This is a genomic window from Bradyrhizobium sp. 147 (assembly GCF_023073935.1).
Lineage (GTDB): Bacteria > Pseudomonadota > Alphaproteobacteria > Rhizobiales > Xanthobacteraceae > Bradyrhizobium.
Genome location: NZ_JADPKL010000025.1, coordinates 145245 through 165725, shown reverse-complemented (window position 1 = coordinate 165725; position 20481 = coordinate 145245). Strand labels below are relative to the sequence as shown.

General features: G+C 58.1%; 14 protein-coding genes. 7 read left to right on the top strand and 7 right to left on the bottom strand.

What is annotated here, in order from left to right; translation table 11 throughout:
* Positions 1-1671: 1671 nt before the first annotated feature.
* The 3 genes from metC (at position 1672) to IVA87_RS07570 (ending at position 4647) form a co-directional block, all read left to right on the top strand.
* Entirely contained in the window at positions 1672-2898 is a 1227-nt protein-coding gene (gene metC / locus IVA87_RS07580) for a cystathionine beta-lyase (RefSeq protein WP_247333185.1), read from the top strand.
* Between the two features lie 1018 nt (positions 2899-3916).
* Entirely contained in the window at positions 3917-4390 is a 474-nt protein-coding gene (locus IVA87_RS07575) for an autoinducer binding domain-containing protein (RefSeq protein ID WP_247333184.1), read from the top strand.
* Positions 4391-4437: 47 nt separating this feature from the next.
* On the top strand, positions 4438-4647 hold the full coding sequence (locus IVA87_RS07570) for a helix-turn-helix domain-containing protein (protein ID WP_247281301.1): 210 nt from the start codon (positions 4438-4440) through the stop codon (positions 4645-4647).
* 451 nt (positions 4648-5098) lie between these two features.
* Here the strand turns inward: IVA87_RS07570 and IVA87_RS07565 are convergent, their stop codons facing one another.
* From IVA87_RS07565 to IVA87_RS07535, 7 genes are all read right to left on the bottom strand, one after another.
* Positions 5099-5836 carry an outer membrane beta-barrel protein gene (locus IVA87_RS07565; protein WP_247333183.1) on the bottom strand — a complete coding sequence of 246 codons (738 nt, stop codon included), beginning with the start codon at positions 5834-5836 and terminating at the stop codon, positions 5099-5101.
* A 916-nt stretch (positions 5837-6752) separates the two neighbouring features.
* The gene (locus tag IVA87_RS07560) at positions 6753-7595 is read right to left on the bottom strand and encodes a transposase family protein (protein ID WP_247333182.1); all 843 of its coding nucleotides are present in this window, start codon (positions 7593-7595) and stop codon (positions 6753-6755) included.
* A 1047-nt stretch (positions 7596-8642) separates the two neighbouring features.
* Positions 8643-9005: a helix-turn-helix domain-containing protein gene (locus tag IVA87_RS07555; protein ID WP_247302370.1), complete on the bottom strand. Its 363-nt coding sequence runs from the start codon at positions 9003-9005 to the stop codon at positions 8643-8645.
* A gap of 228 nt (positions 9006-9233) precedes the next feature.
* Entirely contained in the window at positions 9234-10262 is a 1029-nt protein-coding gene (locus IVA87_RS07550) for an LLM class flavin-dependent oxidoreductase (protein ID WP_247333181.1), read from the bottom strand.
* 215 nt (positions 10263-10477) lie between these two features.
* Entirely contained in the window at positions 10478-11554 is a 1077-nt protein-coding gene (hisC, locus tag IVA87_RS07545) for a histidinol-phosphate transaminase (RefSeq protein ID WP_247333281.1), read from the bottom strand.
* Positions 11555-12918: 1364 nt separating this feature from the next.
* The gene (locus tag IVA87_RS07540; protein WP_247333180.1) at positions 12919-13638 is read right to left on the bottom strand and encodes a MerR family transcriptional regulator; all 720 of its coding nucleotides are present in this window, start codon (positions 13636-13638) and stop codon (positions 12919-12921) included.
* A 2376-nt stretch (positions 13639-16014) separates the two neighbouring features.
* Complete coding sequence (locus IVA87_RS07535) at positions 16015-16959, bottom strand: LysR family transcriptional regulator (protein WP_247281308.1); 945 nt, start codon at positions 16957-16959, stop codon at positions 16015-16017.
* 442 nt (positions 16960-17401) lie between these two features.
* On the opposite strand from IVA87_RS07535, the gene IVA87_RS07530 reads away from it, so the two are divergent.
* From IVA87_RS07530 to nodC, 4 genes are read left to right on the top strand one after another with little or no spacing between them, the layout of a single operon-like run.
* Positions 17402-17818 carry a response regulator gene (locus IVA87_RS07530; protein WP_247333280.1) on the top strand — a complete coding sequence of 139 codons (417 nt, stop codon included), beginning with the start codon at positions 17402-17404 and terminating at the stop codon, positions 17816-17818.
* A complete protein-coding gene (locus IVA87_RS07525; RefSeq protein ID WP_247333179.1) occupies positions 17815-18447 on the top strand; it encodes a NodA family N-acyltransferase in 633 nt (210 codons plus the stop codon). The genes IVA87_RS07530 and IVA87_RS07525 overlap by 4 nt, the downstream gene beginning before the upstream one ends.
* A complete protein-coding gene (gene nodB, locus IVA87_RS07520) occupies positions 18444-19097 on the top strand; it encodes a chitooligosaccharide deacetylase NodB (protein WP_247333177.1) in 654 nt (217 codons plus the stop codon). The genes IVA87_RS07525 and nodB overlap by 4 nt, the downstream gene beginning before the upstream one ends.
* Positions 19098-19111: 14 nt before the next feature.
* A complete protein-coding gene (gene nodC, locus IVA87_RS07515) occupies positions 19112-20470 on the top strand; it encodes a chitooligosaccharide synthase NodC (protein WP_247333175.1) in 1359 nt (452 codons plus the stop codon).
* Positions 20471-20481: the final 11 nt, after the last annotated feature.

The following is a 20481-nucleotide window of genomic DNA, read 5'->3' as shown; positions in this document are numbered from 1 at the left end:
CAACCTGCTGGGTAATGGACGAGCGCACGGCCTTTGTGCCCGGGCCGGCATGCAATGAGAGCGCGATCGCGGTAAGGTCAATGCCGAAATGGCTATAGAAGCGGCGATCCCCCAGTTGCCAGCGTCGCCTTGACTAGGACGTCCGGGCTCCTTCACTGAAATCGAGCTGTACGTCGCGCAAGCGCTGGTCAGACCCGTGCGGCATTCCGGCAGACAGAGTGTGGGATCGGCGCACTCGCTGCATTCCTGATCACCTGCTTTTCTGAAAAAGCGGGGTTTGCCACGATCATTGATAGTATGAGGCTGATGAGCCCGAATGTTAAGGCCTCCGAGAGCGGATCGACGATCGTACAGCGCAGTCGGCGAACAAGCCTCGCACCGCGCATAAGCTTCGTTAGCATGCAGGCAATCGAATAGGCACGCCTGGCTACAGCCATCATACGATCTTGGATTGGGGTTCTTCTTCGCGGTATAGTCTGACTCGCTTGCGTTTCAAATTATTTGAACTTAGCGCGTCGAAACGCGTGCCGCTTACGGACGTCGCTCCGTTCGGACGTCCCCGCCGAGAAACGCATCTGTCGTAGTTCTGGAGCCGCGACACGCCGCAGCACAACGTAAGAACTCGCGCATCAGCTGCACCTTGCCGAGGGGGCCGGCAGCGAATTCTGCAGATGAGAAGAGATCCCAGGCGCGTGAATTGTTTAGCCCTCGCGGGCTATTGTCGAGCGCTTCTGGTCCGCAAGATGTGGTTCTGGTTGCCAGCAGGCGGGTTGCTCGAGCGAGTTGCGCGACGGCGCTTGACTGCTGCAGCTCTCTGCGGAGCGGGCCGTAGCCATATGCAGCCGCGCGCGCTCTCGTCGGCTGCGAAAACGCCGAGTGCGGACGCCGTAGCTGGCCCCACCGGCGGCGACAATCGAAAGGACAATAAGAGCTGCCACCATCATCTCAAGCGCGCCTCGCAGATCCTCAATGTGCCGCGCCGGCACCTTGAGCCCGGAATGTGTCTCGGTTCGAAGAATCGAACCGCTAGTTGGTACAACTTGACGCTAGGTACGAGTCAAGTCTGCTAAGGGCCAGCCCTCGATTCAGTCAGGTGTCGGTTCTTGTTAGTTGTGATCATGCAGCGTAGTGGGGCTGCGAAATGCTCTTGCACCACGAACTTGCATGACGGCGCAAATCATGCTCCGCGCTTCGCTATAAGCAGTGCAGCAACTAGGCCTTCATTGGGAAGCTGCAAAAACAAACGCCAACGCGCGAGTTCATAGAAGTGCAATTGTCAACCCACATCAAGATCGTCCCGATTTAGCCGATTTGGCGAGGAGCCCACATGCAGCGTCTTTTGTCCGACAAGAAATCCGCCTGGTGGCCGAGGCATGCGACCAGTCCGGCTTAATCCGCCTGCAGCGCGTAGCCAGCGCGTCTGGCCCGCCCTTTGCTGTAGTGATGGACCCACTGAAGAGCTGAATGAAGCTGACCACCGATTTTCGGGGAGCTCGGTCCGGCGCGGTCTCACTGTGCGGTCGACAGCGCTTTCGATCTGGGAAGAGAGCTGCTCCAAGGTTGGGATACGATACAGAGTTCTCGAGTTGTCGCGCCTGAGACGAGTTGCAGATTTATAGTAGTGGGCATTCGCCGCGCATTTAAGCGACGCGAGTCCCAGATAGGAGAGGTATGGATCGCATCGCTTGGGATAAACTCTTGCCAGAGCCCAACACGCAATTGTCTCATCTCGGTCGCGCGCCCGCTAAACACGCCGGGATGGCCAATGTTCCTGTCTATCGAGGTTCCACGATCGTTTCGGAAACCCTCGAAGAGTGGGATAGGCGCAAGCAGAATCCAGTGACGAACTACGGACGATTCGGCTCACCGTTGTCTCGTGCTCTCGAGGCTGCCATTTGTGAACTGGAGGGCGGGTATCGTTCGATCTTGTTCCCTTCGGGGCTCTCTGCGTGCTCCCACGCACTTCTCGGGATCCTGAAGGCCGGGGATCATGTTTTGATCTGCGATAACGTCTATGAACCCGTGAGGATGTTCGCGAACCAGGTTCTAACTAGATTTGAGGTCAAGGTGGAGTACTTCCATCCCACTCAGCCTTCGGATCTACTGGCGAAGATTGGGACAAAAACGCGAGCCGTGTACCTGGAATCCCCGGGGTCCATGACGTTTGAGGTACAGGATCTGCCCGCGCTGTGCTCGATCGCACATCAATCGGGTGCGCTCGTGCTCATGGACAATACTTGGGCGACGCCGCTCTATTTCAAACCCTTTCTCCATGGCGTCGACATCTCGATCCATGCCGCGACCAAGTATATCGTTGGTCATTCCGACGCCCTTCTGGGCATTGCTACCGCTAACAAGGAAGCGTGGCCGCTCCTGCAGCAAAGCGCTCATCATTTCGGGGAGATTGCTGGGCCAGATGACATCTATTTAGCTCTTCGTGGACTGCGCACACTAGCCGTTCGCATGAGGCAGCATTACGAAAATGGCCTCAAGCTGGCTCAAAGCCTGGAAGACCACCCGGCAGTGGGCCGGGTTCTACACCCTGCGCTCCAAAACCATCCTGGCTACAATATTTGGAAGCGGGATTTCTTGGGTGCAAGTGGCCTATTCGGCGTCGTTCTGAAGCCTATCTCCAAGGCCCAGCTTTCGGTTTTCTTCCAGAAACTGCGCCTTTTTGGAATCGGATTGTCGTGGGGTGGGTACGAAAGCCTTGTGCTGCCTGTCGATGGTCCTCAACGAACGGAAGCAACGGTTTCATTTGATGGACCATTGATTCGTATTCACGCCGGCATCGAGGGGCCGAGTGATCTCATTGCGGACATGCATCAGGCGCTGCAAGCCGCCTGCGAACACTGCGTGAGCGACGCTGCTTACCAGGATGAGAGCAGAGACGGGTGATTTCAAGGGCAGTATTGATGGCGCGGAGGAGACCGATAAAAGCGACGCTTGGGGGTGCTATGCTTACCGCACAACGAGCCACTATCGTCGCGAGATCACGCCCGAACTCGTATCCGCCCGAAACGCGGCAACTGGAATCCGAGCAGATGTCAGTAGTGCAGACGGTCGCGAGTTCTGGGCATATTGGCCGAGCGGACCGATGATCTACCATTTGTAAAGCGGATTTATGGCCGTGCATCTCCGAGGTGGAGCACCAGCCCCGTGCAGGAAGACCATGCGCACGGCTTCTGTCTGTCAATGTGCGTGAACAGAACGCCCATGATGTGCGGTCAGGTGAATGTCATTTAAGCCGCAGGTGCCATTGCCGTATTCGGATGATTCGCTCGCCCAAACATGTCCGGGTGCTTTTGAACACGAGCGCTTGGCAATACGCGATCGCGCAACCGGGGATCTCCAGGGTTGCGTTCGGTACGGCGCGACCGCCATGGCAGACCGGTATCGCAGCGGATGCATGCCATTTCTGCGTCTAATTGCCTCTGCGCCCTATGACGCGGGCGCTGGGCCTAGCTAGCTCGGCTGGCCCCCGGGGCAGGGGCGGGAGGCTGACCAACGCGTAAACGATCGTTCGCGTACTTGCCGATGCAACATATATTTTTCAGCTAGCGCGAACAAGGTTGTCTCTCTTGCGACGAATGTCCGAATTCTAACAGTGAACGTTGCGTCCCCAGTTCTCCAGCACTCGTGCTTTTGCGGCACTGCTCCTGGGGCCTCAGCTGGTACGACATTTGCTGGACGCTTCAGGTCCGCCTCCTCCCGAAGAAGCGCATGCACAATGTTCTTTATCGAGCAACTATCCGATCTCAGCCAAGTCGATTGCAGCTCATGACGAGAAGTATGATTGTCGCGTTCGGTCGGGCACTTCGCAGAGAGGAGGCTGAAGTGGCGCAGGGCCCCTGCCCAAATCGATCCACTCAAAAGACGCAGCACCGGTTGCCTAAGTCGGTGGCGGAGGCACCAAATGGATCTATTTTGCTTCATCGAATGCGCAAAACAGAGTCGATCTCCCGAGGTGTTGTTCAATCTGCTTGTGAGCTGTTCGAGCGAACAGGGCTTCAGTCAAGTCGCTTACGGGACGCTGACGGACGCGGAGCCGACCCGCCGGCCAGAGTATCTGCCAGCCGCCGTGACAGTGAACTTTCCTTCCGCGTGGTGCGAGCGCAATGCTGAACGCCGATACAATGCCATCGATCCCGTGGTTCGGCGTACGACGATGCAGTCGGCTCCGTTTCTATGGGATCAACTTGCTCACAAACATCAATTGCAACCCGGCGAAATGCGTGTGTTGAACGAGGCCAAAGAGGCCGGTCTGAAGCACGGCGTAACCGTACCACTGTTCGGACCATTTGGACAACTATCTGTCGCATCCTTTGCATCCAGGTTCGACGATGTCGACCCTGAGTATCGCCTCAGTCGTCTCAACGCATTGGCTTAGCAGTTTCATCATGCATTTGCAGAAATCGCGCCGTCATCGGAGGGCAGATGCCATATCCAATCCAAGTGGCCCTATCCGAACGAGAAAAGGATTGCCTCCGCTGGGTGGAAGAGGGGAAATCATCCTGGGAAATCGGAGTCATCCTGAGAGTAAGTGAAAATACCGTGAACTTTCACCTGAAGAACGCGATGCGAAAGCTAGAGACGAACAGCCGTACCCATTGCGTTGCCAAGGCGATTCGCCTCGGTCTTATCTGACGTTTCGGCGCCGCTGCCTCGTATCGAGCTATGCCGGAGTCACGAGCGAGCGATCTGACCAGCGTGACAATATGACAATAGCAGCGAGGACGTTCAGCCCAAGGTGCAGAAGATGCCGTTGCCGCGAATAGCTGACAAGCCTGTCATCTCGATCGTCTTCGGGAGCCTCGATGCGCATCCCGCCGAGGGTTGGTCGCGTCTTCGATGAGTGAGAGGTTCGCACGATTGCCTAAATCCGACGTGGACTGGCCATGACGGGACACCATTCGCCGCATCGATGACACGCGTGCGACAGTGATCTTCGCAAGCTGGTTGGTTGTGGATGCCGCCACTCGTCCAATATGGGAGCAGTTTTTGGGCTTGAATTGCGACAACCTAGTCGCCTGGGACCCGCCCTCGCAAAAAACAAGCCCCGGCCATGGGCCGGGGCTTCCGCCGTTCGTACTGCGGATCAATATTTCAGAAGAAACGGGCCGCCGAACTTATAGTTGAGCCGTGCAGTCAGAAGATCGAGATCCTGGCGGATGCGATCGGTTCCGCCTGCGGGCGTGGGGAAGTGCACCGCTCCGGGCTGCATGAATAGGTGGTCGTACTCGAGACTGACCGACCAGTTCGGCGCGAAACCGTACTCAATCCCAGCTCCCAATGCACCACCCCAAAAAATGTGGTCGCTCTTCCCAAGCTGCGCGCCCGTGAGGGTCGAGCTAATCTGATAGGTATTGCTCGTCACTGCGGCACCAGCTTTGGCGTAAAATAATACGTTGTCCACCGCATAACCGAACTGCCCCGTTACCACGCCGAACGCATCAACCTTGGTCTTGTTGATATCCGCAAACGCGACGCTGTCATTCGAGCCAGTCAAATCAGCCCAGTTCCCCTGGCCTTCAACACCAAGCACGATCTGGCCCATCTGCCTTCGATAGCCGATCTGGCCACCCACAGTAGCGCCGGTCGCATCATGGCAGCCCTCAGGCGTGCCGCCATTGAAGTCCCAGCAATTCGAGCTTGAGCCCAAGCCGCCGTTCATACCGACGTAGTAGCCGCTCCAGTCGTAGATCGTAGCCGCAACAGGCTGCGGAGCTTTGGTATAGAGAGGCTGGACGGGCTGCGCAGCCAGATCCGCGCCGAATGCGGGCGCCACTGCGCCAAGCGCCACAATGCTTACAGTCGCAAGCAACAAGTTCTTCATTTCTACTCTCATGTCTTGAGTGCCCCGAGCCTCGCGCGTCTTAACAACATCCGCGCGAATAGCTGTAGCTGCATCGCAACATTTGGGCCGAAAGGCATGCTTGAACCGAACCCTGCGTCAGGTTGCGGCGTTGCGGATCATCTTCAACTGCCTCGCTATGCTCCTTCGCGTGCGAACGTAGATTGCGTAAGCGTGGGCGAAAAGCGGGTCGCTGATCTCAGCGGATGAAGCGCACCGCAAGCGACATGACGCCCAGCCACACCGCAACCGAAAAGAGCAAAGCGCTTTGCAACGCCCTTGCTCTGATCCTGTGGCGCCATCGAAGGAGCTGCGATGAGCAACCGGTGAAGCGCCGACCCCGTACAACAGCTGTCACTTCATCGTAATCTGCGAACCGGAAGTGAGAGCGATGCTTGCGAATATACGCCAGCCGCTCACTGGGTGAGAGGCACTGTGCCCACACCTCCCCTGCCTCATCATCAAAACACGCGCTATTCTCAAGGACCTCGGCTAGGCGCTCGTCAGGTTTCATGAGGCATCCGCTGTACTGACTATCGCGGATCGAGTTCTAGGAGGGAAGCCTCACCTTCGAAACCTCTCAGTTTAGGTAGGCGAGTTCAGGTGAATCGAACTCGGCCAGGAAGCATTTGTCACGGTCATGCGGTGCTGATCCTGCGCGAGATGAAGGTCGAAGTCGTGCGATAACTCTGGATCTCTCTTCTCGCCCAGTGCAGATAGCCACGGGCATCGAAGCGGCGTAGATGCCGCGGGAGATGAAAGGTGCTCCTTGTCGATGCTGTCGCAATCGTGCTCGCCGTAGCGTCACGTCGTAGGAACCAGGCGTCCGCCGCCTCGCGCCGACCAACTAGTCAACCACCGATGACGGGAGTGTGACGTCGAAAGGACCGCACTTTCGCTACGCTTCTCCTTCAGCTTGAATGACGGCTGAAGAAGTTGATGTAGCGAGCCGTGCCGCCGCATAGAGGCGGCCCATCATACGCGCCGTCTCGACGCCATCGAAGCGGCCATAGCCCATCAGGCGGCGGACGACGGCACCATTTTTCTGCTCGACAAAGGCTTGGTCGTTCTTCTTATAGGCGCGCGAGCGAGTGACTTCGAGCTTCTGTTCGCGACACCATGGCACGACGACATCGTTCATGAAGGCGCTGTCGTTGTCAAAGTCCACGCCGCGCAACAGCCAGGGGAACAGGCTCTGTGCGCGGTTGATCGCCTCGACGACCAGCGAACCTTCCCGCGTCAGCAACGGCAGGCACTCCGTCCAGCCGTTGGCAACATCGAGCATCGTGAGGGTTTGGATGAACGAGCCAGCCACCGACGTGCTGCCATGGGCGACCATGTCGACCTCGCAGAAGCCGGGCACCGGGCTGTTCCAGTCATTGAACGTGCGGATCGGGACCTCGCGCCGGATTGCCGAATAAAATACGGCACGGCGCCGCCTGCAGCCGCTCGCCGCGATCTTCACATCGACGAGCAGGCGATCGATGGTGGCGGCGCTGATAGCCAGAACACGATCACGGTCCGACTGGCCGAGCTGCAATCGGCCATGTTGCTCAAGGGCAGGCAGCAAGGTTGGGATCATCACCTTGAGCCACTTGCCGCACACCCGATCCGACGCGTCCCACCGCGCCGTCAACACGTCCTTGATTGTCGCGCGCGGACCATTAAAGATGGGCAGAGAAGCCTGCTTCGGGATGCTCGAGAAAAACAGCCTGCAGCATTTCGGCAGCTGCGCACCCAAGCTTGCTCCATTCCCATCAGCTTCATAGCTGCTCAGGAGCTCAATCGAAGCCGCTCGGCTAACCAACGCTGCACAGCAAAGTGTCCGGGCAAGGGCTCGCTGGAGCGGGGCATGGATCAATGCATCTTGGGATGAGCGCTGCAGATACCGACTTCCTTAAGAGGTCCTTAGGGCGGCGCGGTTCTGGTCATGAACATTTTCATTGCAAAGTCGAGCGACCTGTATGCTCGATCGCGGACCGCCTGAGGCAAACCAGGAGTTGCGTCAATCGCAGCGCGCGCGTCGCTCATAATCTTATCTTTTGCGGAAAGAAGCTTTGCATCTAGTATTACATGAAGCGTCTCTCGAACTTCAGGTGAGATCGAGCTATCGCCATCGATCAGTTCTCGAAGTTTCCAAAACATGCGCTCGACTGCTACCATTGACCCGAGGACTGATATCAGTCTTGGTGACATCATTGGCTATCTCCTTCTCCAGCCAGACTCTGGCGACCATCCCAGCGAAATCAGACCTGTCCCCTTTGACAGCGGCGCGCTAGGCGACCTTGAACAGGCGAATGACTTGGATACATGTCCGCTGCTACGCCCCAGCGGGCGTGAGACGGACGTTCAAGATATGCTCAGGGGAACTCACAAACTGTGCGATTTGCGAGCAAGGCATTTATCTTTCCTGTGCTCTAGGCCGTAACACGGTAGCGTGCGGCGGCTCACGTGCAAAACTGACATCGAGGGTGTGCGCCGCTTTCCATTTGCCACAATGCATGCAGCGGCATCGGAGTTGGACTTCTGCCACGCATCCGTGCTCTTCCGCTTTCTCACTCGGATCGCTCTGTTGACGAGGCCGAATTGAATGAGTGATCCCGGTCACGCAAAGGTGGTCATCCGATATCCCGGTGCTCGGGGCGCCCACCCGTTTTGTGATTGCGTGGGTGCATCGAGATCGAGCCTTCCGATTTGGCGATGGTGTGTTGGTCGTGCGCCACGTCGACCTCGATCGATCTCTCGAGTCTCCACCGGCTGTCCGGTCGAGCTCAAAAAAGTTAGCGACTTAAACGCGCAGATCATTTCCATGTCCTGGATTCCCGATCTCGGATTGGTTCATTTCGTCTGTCTTATTGTCCTCGCCACTGCACGGCCATGCTGTGCAAACCGTGCATTTCACCCACCAGCGGCCACCGCGCTTCTCCGCGCGCAACTTGCCGCGGCGGATCCGAGAGAGCACGCCTTCGGGGCTTATGTGGTTCATCGCTGCGAATCGCTGAACAGTGAGGTAGTCCTCATGCAGAGGTGGAGGGGTGCTAATTCCGTGCGCAGCCAGCAGAATGCGCAGCGAAGCCAACTCCGCCAGCACGATCTCGAGCTTACGCGCGATCTCCTCCGTCTGGTCGGAGCGCTGCCAGGACCGCGTCACGACAGGCCCGCCCGGGTTATAAGCCAAACCTTGGATTTGTGTGGAATGCAATTGACGAACTGGCGCGCCAAAGCGTGATGTAGTCGAAAGGGTCTCATGCGCGTAAGAGCCATTTGAACCATAAGAGCGGCTTGACAAATGCATCCGGCTGCGGTGCTCACGGCCCTCGGTGTTGCCATTTATTGCCTGGTCAAGGACGAACTTATTGGAATCGATGTTGGGTCACCGTCAGTGCTCTGCCGCTATGAGCTCGGAGTGAATCGCAGTTGCTGTGCTGAGGCAGGCATCCAGTGACAGAGATCCAAAGGCGAGCTGGCAAAGGAGATAGTTGGCGCCTGCCTCTTCCACATGATCGAGAAGAGTTTGGCGCACCGAAGCGCGCGTTCCGACAACGCACAGTTCACTCTCAATTGCGGCATCCAAGGTTAGGGGCAGGTTGGATGGAGGCGGGATGTCATTGAGCTCGTACAGGAACTTAAAGCTCTTGAGCCATGTTTCGTAGGCTGGCGCGGCGAGGGAGCGGGCGGCTGCTTCAGAGCTGGCAATTACGATCATGCGGAGTAATGCGAGAAATGGTGCTGAACCGTTGGCGTCATGCTTGGCGTTCTGATGAGCGCGGTAGCGATCTGTTACCTTGCGAACGGTAGAAGAGGGCCCCATGCACGCCAGATTAGCGCCATTCGCCGCCGCCCAATGCGCGGACTCTGGCCGATTTGTAGCAATCCATGTCGGGGGACAAGGACGCTGATGAGGTGAAAGCGTCAAAGGAACGTCGCTCAGCGCAAAATGTTGCCCTTCGTACGAGAGCGGGCCGCCATTCATCGCGTTAACGAAGATTTGGGAAGCTTCCTCGTAACGGCTTGAGGCAACATCGGCTCCAACTCCAAAATAACTCAGTTCGATCGGTAGGGAGCCGCGACCAAGACCGACCTCGACCCTGCCGCTGCTCAGGTGATCCAACATGCAGATCTCTTCGAATGCCCGCAACGGGTGGTAGAGGTTGAGCAGCATGACCAATGGACCAACGCGAAGTCGCCGTGTGCGTTGTATGACGCTTGACAGAAACAAGTTCGGCGATGGACCGCGTCCATGGGGGGTGCAATGATGCTCCGCCAGATGATAGGCATAGAAACCGAGCCGGTCGTAGGCCTCCGCCAGCGCGAGGCGGTCCGCGTATTGCCGCGCGATATCGGGGCCGTCCTCGTCAAGATGATCAAAGATGCCGCAGGTCAGGTTTGAGGGAAGAACGTTTCTCACTCAGTTATCTCCTATAGAGAGGACCGGAGTCCTCCGGGTCTTGGGGTGCAAGAGGCGCTCGCTGGCACTGCGGTGCATATGCTGCGAAGCCGTTCTCAACAGCTCGCAATGCGCCGATCGGACAAAAACTGACTCCGGCTGCGTCGCGAAGCTTCATCATGTGTGGGTCCGGATCGATGACGAACGGGGATCTGTGACCTGAGTGCAAGGGGTCACTAGCCACGGCATCCCATTTTCTTAAGAATGCGGCCGACAGCCGCAAGAAACTCATCCATCTGGCGCGTTGTACCGATGCTAACCCGAATGCACTCTTGCAGGCCGGCATCCGGAAAGAAGGCAACGAGGACGCTCTGGTCTTGCAACGCCGCCTGCCACCATCTGCCACCCTGGCCCACCGGCACACGGGCGAGGAGGAAGTTCGCGTGGGAAGGCGTTACGGAGAACCCAAATTCAGAGAGGGCGGCCGCTACGCGCTGACGCTGAAGCCTTACGTGGCGATGGTTCTCCTCGTAGGCGTCGCGATGCGCAAGGATGCTCATGCCAACGGCATGAGCGACCACATTCATGTTGAAAACATTCTGGATGTTGCGAAGCCGCCCAATCAGCTCGGGATGGCCGAAACCGAAGCCGACGCGAATGCCAGCGGCGGAATAACTCTTGGAAAACGTGCGCAAGACCAAAAGATTCGAATGGCGCTCAACGAGGCGTAGGCCGTCCTCAGGTGCGAAATCGACATAAGCTTCGTCCAATACGATCAATCGGTCAGATCGTATAACGAGGCGCTCGATCTCAGCGAGCGGAACAAAGCTTCCGGTCGGATTGTTCGGATTGGCCAGCAGAATGAACTTGGCATGTTTAGCCGGACCGAAAAGCAGCTCGTCCATCGGCAAGCAGTCGGGTTCAGACCAGGGAATTTCAATGAACCGGGCCCCTTGCAACATGGCAAGCTTGCGATTGAATGAGAAGCCGGGCGACATCATTGCGATGCCGTCGCCCGGGGCAAGAAAGGCTCTGTAAATGAGACTGAGGAGTTCAGACGATCCATTGCCAGCCATCACGCGATCAGTGGCAATCCCGTAGGCCGCTGCGGCCGCTTGTCTCAAGCTGACATTGTCGTCTTCTGGATAGCGGTATTGCACCTCAAGAGCTGCAATTGCGCTTCGCATCACGATGGCTGGCAAAGGAAATGGGTTCTCATTCGTGTTCAGTTTCACGCAAGTATTATCCGGGGTGGGTCGCCCGGACGGCAGAGCATCCAATTCGCGAGCCACCGGCGAGAGCGAGGAAAGCATAGTTTGCAGTTTTGCATCCAATTTGGTGTTCTCCCTTTTGTCGGCGAGAGCAGTTGACGGCCTTCATCGAGCCTACGTGATGCGCGCGCTGTGTTCGGAGCCGGGAAGCGCAAGGCGTGCATGAATGTGAGGGGTGGGGTGCCATAGGCGGGCTCAGATCTAAGCGCCGCACCGGATCAGAGCCCGTCTCAAAGTCCGGCAGCGATCAGCACGGATCAGGCGGCGCGCGGCGTTATTCCAGCGAATACCTGTTTCACGAGGGGAGGCAACGCCACGTCCACTCGGCCGAACAGCGCTGCTAACGCTTGGCTTGAACTCGCATAATCCGCAGACAGACTGCGCACGACTGACATCTTGCCACAAGCTACGTTCCTTCTAAAGAGGTCCTGGCAGCTCACTCCCGAGAGCGAGGTGCGCATCAGTTTCACTAGCTGGAAGAAGTCACCGATGTTTGTCGGCCTTACGAATGTGGAAGTGATGCTCACTCTAGTGGCACCAGGCGAATGGGAACGTACTCTTCGGGCGGCCGTTCGGGCGTGCACGACAGCTTTGATAGCATTGCCGCGAGGGCGAGAAATGCTGCGACTGCGGCGACTGCGACGCACGTGAGCAGCGCGTAATCGCTATGTCGAGGATGGTTCATCATTCGAACGCTCCGTGCGTGTTGGTGCGGGCGGTCAGGTCTGCGCGACCGCTTCGATGGTATTGTCGCGCCAGCGGTAAACGATGAACCCAGAAGCGGCATTGTCTCCCTTCGAGTCGAATCGAACCGTGGCAATGGCCGTGTCGATTGAGCCCGAAGTAGGACCGCAGCGACCCGCGCGGCATCGAAGTGCCCGTCCGTTTGACCGAGCCTGCCCATGCTTGAACTGCGGCATCTAGAGCGTGCAACCTGCGTTAGATAGGCTCGTACCCTTGAGCTTGGCGACAGCGGCTGCCCCTGCAGCATTCGTCGTCGAGGCCGGCATAAAGGTAAAGAGCGTGCCGTTTGCGCAGTCGCCAGCAATGGCCAAAGACGATCATCTACCGACTTGTTCTCGCCCAGCGCTCTCACCGGGAATTTCCGAAAGTGATGCCGATCATTGGAGTCTCCGTCGGCCTAGCCGGCGCTCTCGCTCGCCCCGCCGCTGCGTCGATGCTTTTAGAAGGTACAATGTGACGCTACGTGCGAATCAAGTACTTCGAAGGGTGCTCGTCGAGGTTGATTGCCAAAATCCACAGTGCGAAGAACCCCAAAGAGTGCCGACAACGCAGATTCGCAGGCGAATTGCTACGGGCCAACGATCCTCAGTCAGACAAGGATCAGCATCACTTCATTGGGTTTAGAGACATTGCAATAACCGAGTCGCGGGCAACCGCGTGCGTCAACTCTTTCCCAGCTGGTCCTCCAGCGCGGCGAGGGCGAGATCCAGGTATCGCATGAGGCTCGCATCCCAGCCGGCGAGATTGTGTGGTTCGGTCAATCGCGTCAGCACCTTAAGTATCATCGAGACAGTCGAGTCAACTCCTGCGATCTCAGTCAGCAGCGAACGGGCCTGACGCGCGACCGCATTTGCCCGCTCACTGCATGGAGGCTCGCCCCGATCCATGCAGCTACGTAGCTCGTCCCGAATCTTCCGCCACCGATCTTCGCGGCTAGCGTTAGAGGCGCACGTGCAGATGGCCGAGGGGGTACGCTCCTCAATCCGCGACATTGCATCTAACGTGGCCGGCAACTCGTCGACACTGACTTCTGTCTCACCTTGCGTCGTCATATTGCGCAATCGATCCCGTAATAGTGTCGCCCGCGCGACTTGAACTTCGATTCGCTCCAGATGGTTGCGCAATAGGTCCGTGAGAGATGTCCGCCCCTCGATGGCTTTGCGGATCTCAGGAAGCGAGAAGCCGAGCTCACGTAGCGCGCGAATCTGAGAGACGCGTTGTAGGCTTTCTCGATCGTACATGCGGTGACCGCCATCGGTACGTTCCGAGACCGTCAACAACCCGGTATGTTCGTAGTGATGCAGAGTGCGTACCGTTACGCCGGTCGCCTCTGCAAGTTCTCCAATGCGCCATCGGCGCCGTCGTGGTGTGGCGTTTGTCATGGTCCTCAATTTGCAAGCCTACAACCTGACGTCACGTGAGAATCAAGTTATTTCAATGATCTAGATGATGGTCTCTTGCTGCGAACCCCCGGGAGGACTGAGCGCATGCTGTTGATCAAGCGGCCGAGACAAGTGCAAGCATCAAGTTCGCCAGCGACGCCAATTCGTCCCTCGCTGCGCGTTGCATCACAAGTCTGGCGATCGCCACGCGATTCTCGCTGGTTCGCATGCATGTCGGTAAAGACGCGATTGCTCGATCAAAAAGGTTTCCCAAGCTCGCGAGATCCTCCGGATCGTAGACTCCGCTCGGCTTATCCAAGAGTAAGCTCCTTTGATTGTCGCACCGGCGCCGCACGTGACGAAGCCGTTTGGCTGTGGTGGGGCAAAAAGGAGACGGAGCGGCGACGTGCGCGAAAGAATGTGACAGGACGTTCGTGTGGTGCCGTTGTGCAACACGGCGTTTGCTTCCCTTTTGTCCAACACTGCCCTAACCGAAACTGTGCAATTTCTGCTGGATGCTGCCGCAGCAGTGGGCCATCTGCTGTCTGATCGCCACGCGAAGCGAAAGCGGATACATGCAGCCCCGCTTGCTCTTGAGACACGGCTTCGCGAACGGCGGCCCAGACACAGTACTGATCTGATCAGATGGGCCTCTTTCGGTCGTATCCTTGCTTTGATGTCTATCGTCGAGCCGGCGTTGATTGGTCAATCATCGCAGATCAGTCTTACCACCACATCGTGACGCGGCCGCCCGCTCGGCGCCTAACAGCATTTTCGACACGATGCTAGTCCTGTTGAGATGGCTTTGCCGGCGCGAAGGCGTTGTTCGCGCATGGCAACATCGGGTTTTGGAATGCCACAAAATGATGGCTGCTCTTCAACGGCGCAAGTCCGCGACCCAAAGCGTCGGTAGAATGAGAGAAGGCGGGCCGCAAAACCATTCCCGGCATGTATCTCAACGCAAGCGCACCTCGCGCGGCTGGCGAAACGTTACTCGCGATTGAGGACCGAGCCTTGAAGGATCGCTCCGTATCCGTTGGACCTGGAGGCGCTCAAAACAGGTCAACAGGCCCCGGGCGCCGCGCGGCCGCGCCGGGAAAACGATGACGTGCCATAGCTCCTACAGCAATAACTCGCATATCCAGACGTGAGCCGGATCAGTGTTGGGCAGCACAGTCCAGCTGTCGCGGGTAATGGCTTGCTCGTCCAGAAGCTCACTCACTTTCATCCTCGAACAGTATCGCTTTGGTCTGCGAGCGCTGGACATAGATGCTTTGGGTAAGATAGGCAAATCATGTTACCGCACCGAAGTAGCTCTTCAGGGACAGCGGTGAGGGGCCGCAACTCGGGGCTAACGGCGGCGGCATCCCGCGCGCCACGCGCCACGACACTTTCGAAAAGAACACGACTGTCGCGAGATCCGAAAGGATGACCCTGCACCCACGATCCGATGTGGCTGGATTGACCATGTCGCCCGAAACGAGCAAAAGCTGTAGGTGGAGCAGGGCTTGGCGAATGGGAGCGGCGAGCCCTTCCGTGCGCCGGACATTGGCACAGTTGCCGTCCTCTCATCATAAACACTCATCCCCCAAGCACGCGCGCAGCGGGACAATGCCGCGAGCTCACGGCGGGTGGATCCAGGTTGATCCTGCGGCCAGCGAGTTTGCGGTTGCGCTCCGTCATGCGGGATCGAGTATAAGAGTAAGACAAGCCGTTGAGATGACGTGTCTCAACCTCCATGCCAACCTTGCGCAGACCTCTCACTTGCAGGTTCCGCTCTCCCGAGTTACGCCAGCTCGCGTTGCGCTTTCCGGACGCGACTGTGGACAGCATTGGCGTTCGGCAGAACAAGTTGGTTCGACGCGAACGAGCCGGCATCGACCCTGTGGGGCGGCCCGCCAAGAGGCGTTTAGCTACTGACGAGCTTCGGCATTACTGCTGCGATCGCCGGGACAGTGCGGCAAGGAGAATGCCCAACGGCAGGCGAGGAGCGGTGCGGGTGCGCTAGCAGTGTCCACGTTTGCAGCCTCGATCGCAGGTCTTGGTCTACAACCTGACGCGGTGTACGATTCAAGGGATTTTAGTGCCGAGGCCGGATCTCGTTCACCTGACTGGCCGGATCATTTCGCGAGCTCTGAGCTCAGCTCATGTAGAACAGCGCGACGCAGCCCGTCGGATCAGCGGAAAGTCATTGCGGAGCGCCGCCGAACGAGCTGTATGACGCGCAAGATCGTCACGCCAGCGCGAGATCAATAGCGCCGCCGACCCGATCAAACTACGCTCAAGCGCGCCAATCCGAACACCAGCGAGGACCGGTGCTTCGAGCCTGGCGTAGATCTGGTTAACGAAGAGTAGGTCGCAAACGGCCGAACAATCCTAGAACGGGCCGTGACATTGGTTGGTCTCGGACGGAGAGACCATCATGGATGCCTCTTGCAAGAACATGTTGCGCATCCAAATGCTTGCGGGATCAGTATTATGAATGGCCGGCCATTGGACGGCCTCGGTGAATGTGAGAAGTCGCAGCGGAGGTTCGATGACCCGCAGGGGCATCGTGTTTGCGAAATGGCTGACCAATCTTGAGGGCATGCTCGCTATACGGTTGGTGCCCAATAACATAGGCGGAATCATACCAAAACCCTGCACAGCGACCTCAGTGCGTATCTTGAAACCATGCTCGAGCAAGAGCCATTCGTGGAAGGAGGGCCTCAGGGAGCGCCCGAACTGGGCTTCCACGTGCCCGATCGACATGTACTTCTCGAACGTAAGTCGCGGCGCCAGCTGCTTGTTCATCGGGCAGCCCACGCAAACGAAAGTGTCCTCGAACAGTGCCGCCTTGGGATGCGCACTCGACATGAACATCTCCGGGTACATGAGGAAATCGACTTCACCGCGCCGGAGAAGTTCATCGGGTTCCTCTACGGGCGGCAGCAACTCGAAATTGATTGTCGGAGCTTCCCGCGCGACGCGGTCCACGATTCGTCGAAGAAACACGACAGTCATGAAGTCGGACAGGATGATCCTGAATCGCCGATTCGATTGAGACGGAGTGAAGCCGTCCGGAGAAATGATGGAGAGCTGAATGTGAGCGAGAGCCTCGCGAATCGGGACTGCGAGCGCTTGAGCCCGCGGCGTTGGGACAAGCTTCCGGCCCCTCATCGTGAATAGCTCATCGCGAAAGTAAGTGCGAAGCCGCGCGACGGCAGCACTCATGGCAGGTTGACTGAGGTTGATGCTTCTTGCCGCCGCAGTGAGATTGCCTTGCGTCACCAGGGCGTCGAACGCGACGAGGAGATTCAGATCGAGTCCCTTGAAACGCATAATCTTGAGTGATCCACCGTATGAATGTGTTCTATCGATACAATCGATTTTACCATTTGTACCGAATGAGGATAGCAAAGGATAGTTTAGCGAGATGTCAGATCTATCAGAATGGTTACAAATCGTAGCGCGTCTCAGCCCAGCGCCAGGGATCGATCAAGACATCTGGACCGTGCGGTCGCAGTTTCGCGCGTGTTGCGCAAGTCATATCTCGGCGAGCTAGCACGGTGGGGATCCGCAGATGTGCGTGGGCGTATAGGACGAGCAAACCATCGTATGCCTTCGCCAACCCATTCTATACCGGCCGTGTACCGCCGTAGAATTGAGCGAACGCTCAACCTGGCCGTAGATTTCCCTCCAGTTGGACCCCTTCGGTTGCGGGTGCCAAATGTGTTTTGGTCGCATCCGATTGCGTCCTTGCTGCGGAGAAATCGTGCGGAACATGCAAGCGAAGGCGTCCCTGGCGAATCTGATGCGAGTTGCGCACACGCTCGACGTCGTATCCATTGTGAATGCAGATCGGTCAGTGCGTGAAGCTCTGACAGATATGGTGTTTTCCGCGGGTTACGTACCCGAACCCTTCGAGAGCGCAGACGAGTTCTTAAAATCGGGCCGCCGTTTGATCACGTCGTGCTTGATCGCGGACATGCAGCCGAGCGGGATGAGTGGCTTTGAGCTTTTCCATCATCTTGCTGCATCCGGAGGCGCGCTTCCCACCGTTCTGCTCACAGACAACTCCGAAGAGGATATGAGGCGAGTTCTGCAAGCTGGACTCCAGTTCTTGAGCAAGCCTTTCCAGCGTAGCGAACTGCTGGCCTGCGTCAGGAGTCAGATAATGAATAGGAATTTCTCTCTATGAAAATGATCGCGCCCGAATCCAGACGAGGCGTTTCGGCGCGCCCTCCAGTTCGTTGGAGGCTGTGCTGGGAGAATGAGCTTCAACTTGCTGACCATATTGAATTGTCCGACTTCTTCCGGAAGACCTATGGTCCGACCGGGGCATTCAATGCAAAGCCCTTTGAAGATCATCGAAGCTGGGCCGGCGCAAGGCCTGAGATTCGGGCAATCGGCTATGATGATCGTGGCGTCGCGATTCACATCGGCGCACTGCGCCGCTTCATAAAAGTTGGTGAGGTCGATCTGCTTGTGGCTGAACTCGGATTGTACGGGGTACGCCCGGATCTCGAGGGGCTCGGCATCAGCCACTCTATCCGCGTGATGTATCCGGTATTGCGAGATCTTGGGGTGCCATTCGGCTTTGGCACGGTCCGATCCGCCCTGCAGAAACATATTACCCGGCTGCTCGGGCGACAGGGATTGGCGACTGTTTTGCCAGGGCTCAGTGTCCGGTCCACTCGTTCGGATATCTATCTCACTGTGCCTCCGACGCGCGTGGAGGACGTGGTCGTCCTCGTTCTGCCGATTGCGAGGCCAATGAGCGAATGGCCGGCCGGTGAGATGATTGAACGAAACGGGCCGGAACTGTGACGTCCGTAGACGACGAGACTGAAGCGCGGAGCGACTACTCCGACGGAGAGCACTGCGTCTATCTGACATTTGATGATGGGCCCAACCCGCATTGCACGCCGGCCATCCTGGATGTGCTGGCGCAGCATCGGGCCCCCGCCACCTTCTGCGTGATCGGTGCATATGCAGCGGGTCAGCCGGAGCTGATCCAGCGCATCATTGCAGAAGGGCACGAAATCGCAAACCACACAATGACGCACCCGGATTTATCCAAATGCATGCCGGATGAGGTGGAATACGAGATCCTCACGACGAACAAGATGATCGGAATGGCCTGCCCCCGAGCCTCTGTGCGGCACATGCGTGCGCCGTATGGGACTTGGACCAAGGAGGCCCTCGCCGCGTCGGCGAAGGCCGAACTGGCAGCCCTGCACTGGTCAGTCGACCCGCAAGACTGGTCTCGTCCTGGCGCCGAGGCGATTGTTGCCGCGGTGCTAGCCTCGGTCCGGCCGGGGGCCATCGTGCTCCTGCACGACGGGTGCCCTCCCGACGAGTTGGAACGCTGCCCTCACTCTGGTCGGCGCGACCAGACTGTGACGGCGCTCGCCCAGCTCATTCCAGCACTGCATGACCGTGGATTTGCAATCCGGTCGATTCCTCAAACTCACTGAATAGATCAATTCCCATGAGCCTGCTTGCCACCATCAGCACCGTTGCTGTTGCCTCCTACGCGTTGCTCTCCAGCGTTCATAAGAGCGCGCAGGCGCTTTATGCGCTGCGAACCGACGCCTCACTGCCGCCGTACGACCCGGTCGACACCGGTGCTCTGCCCAGCGTGGATGTCATCGTGCCCTGCTTCAACGAGGACCCGCGCACGCTGGCGGCCTGCCTGAAGTCTCTCGCAAGCCAGGACTACCCAGGGCGATTGCAGGTCTATGTGGTCGATGACGGCTCGGCAAATGTCGCTGCAGTGGCCCCGGTCCATGGGAGCTACGCATATGACCCGAGGTTCAACGTCATTCTGCTGCCGAGCAACGTTGGAAAGCGTAAGGCGCAGATCGCAGCGATACGCCGGTCGTTCGGCGATCTCGTGCTCAATGTTGATTCCGACACGGAAATCGCCAGCGACGTGGTCAGCAAACTCGTACGCAAGATGCAGGATCCAGCCGTCGGCGCGGCCATGGGGCAATTGACAGCCAGCAACCGGAACGACAGCTGGCTGACCCGATTGATCGACATGGAGTACTGGTTGGCTTGCAACGAGGAGCGCGCGGCGCAGACGCGCTTTGGTGCCGTCATGTGCTGCTGCGGGCCGTGTGCCATGTACCGCCGCTCCGCGCTGCTGTTGCTGCTGGACCAGTACGAGACGCAGTTCTTCCGGGGAAAGCCGAGCGACTTCGGTGAGGACCGCCATCTAACCATCCTCATGCTCAAGGCAGGGTTTCGAACCGAGTACGTTCCGGACGCCATCGCCGCCACGGTGGTCCCGGACAGGCTCTTGCCGTATCTGCGGCAACAGCTCCGCTGGGCGCGGAGCACTTACCGCGACACGCTGCTGGGTTTGCACCTGTTGCCCGCCCTGGACCGGTACCTTACGCTCGACGTGCTCGGACAGAACCTCGGGCCGCTGCTGCTCGCCATCTCATCGATTGCCGCGCTCGCTCAGCTCGCGCTCACCGGCACCGTGCCCTGGTGGACCGGTCTGACCATCGTCGCGATGACCATGATTCGATGCGGCGTGGCGGCCCTTCGTGCCGGCGAGCTTCGATTTATCGGCTTCTCGCTCCACACCCCGATCAACATCTTCCTCCTGCTCCCGATGAAAGCCTATGCGCTCTGTACCTTGAGCAACAGCGACTGGCTCTCGCGCAAAGTAGCGAAATCATCACACGTTGACGAATCGAAGGCCTCGATCGAAGACGCGACAACTGGACCAAGCCTTAACCCGGTATCGGAAACGCCCGGCTCAATTCGCGGGGCCGGTCTTTCGCGCGCTCCCTCGCAGCTGACCGCGTCTGATGGCATTGCGGCCGAGACTGACTGACAGCTTTATAG

Coding starts and splice junctions, on each gene's coding strand:
- IVA87_RS07535 (WP_247281308.1), bottom strand. CDS start 16,959: ATGCGTTTCAAGGGACTCGATCTGAATCTCCTCGTCGCGTTCGACGCC.
- IVA87_RS07575 (WP_247333184.1), top strand. CDS start 3,917: ATGGATCTATTTTGCTTCATCGAATGCGCAAAACAGAGTCGATCTCCC.
- IVA87_RS07530 (WP_247333280.1), top strand. CDS start 17,402: ATGCAAGCGAAGGCGTCCCTGGCGAATCTGATGCGAGTTGCGCACACG.
- IVA87_RS07525 (WP_247333179.1), top strand. CDS start 17,815: ATGAAAATGATCGCGCCCGAATCCAGACGAGGCGTTTCGGCGCGCCCT.
- hisC (WP_247333281.1), bottom strand. CDS start 11,554: ATGCTTTCCTCGCTCTCGCCGGTGGCTCGCGAATTGGATGCTCTGCCG.
- IVA87_RS07540 (WP_247333180.1), bottom strand. CDS start 13,638: ATGACAAACGCCACACCACGACGGCGCCGATGGCGCATTGGAGAACTT.
- IVA87_RS07570 (WP_247281301.1), top strand. CDS start 4,438: ATGCCATATCCAATCCAAGTGGCCCTATCCGAACGAGAAAAGGATTGC.
- nodC (WP_247333175.1), top strand. CDS start 19,112: ATGAGCCTGCTTGCCACCATCAGCACCGTTGCTGTTGCCTCCTACGCG.
- IVA87_RS07565 (WP_247333183.1), bottom strand. CDS start 5,836: ATGAAGAACTTGTTGCTTGCGACTGTAAGCATTGTGGCGCTTGGCGCA.
- metC (WP_247333185.1), top strand. CDS start 1,672: ATGGATCGCATCGCTTGGGATAAACTCTTGCCAGAGCCCAACACGCAA.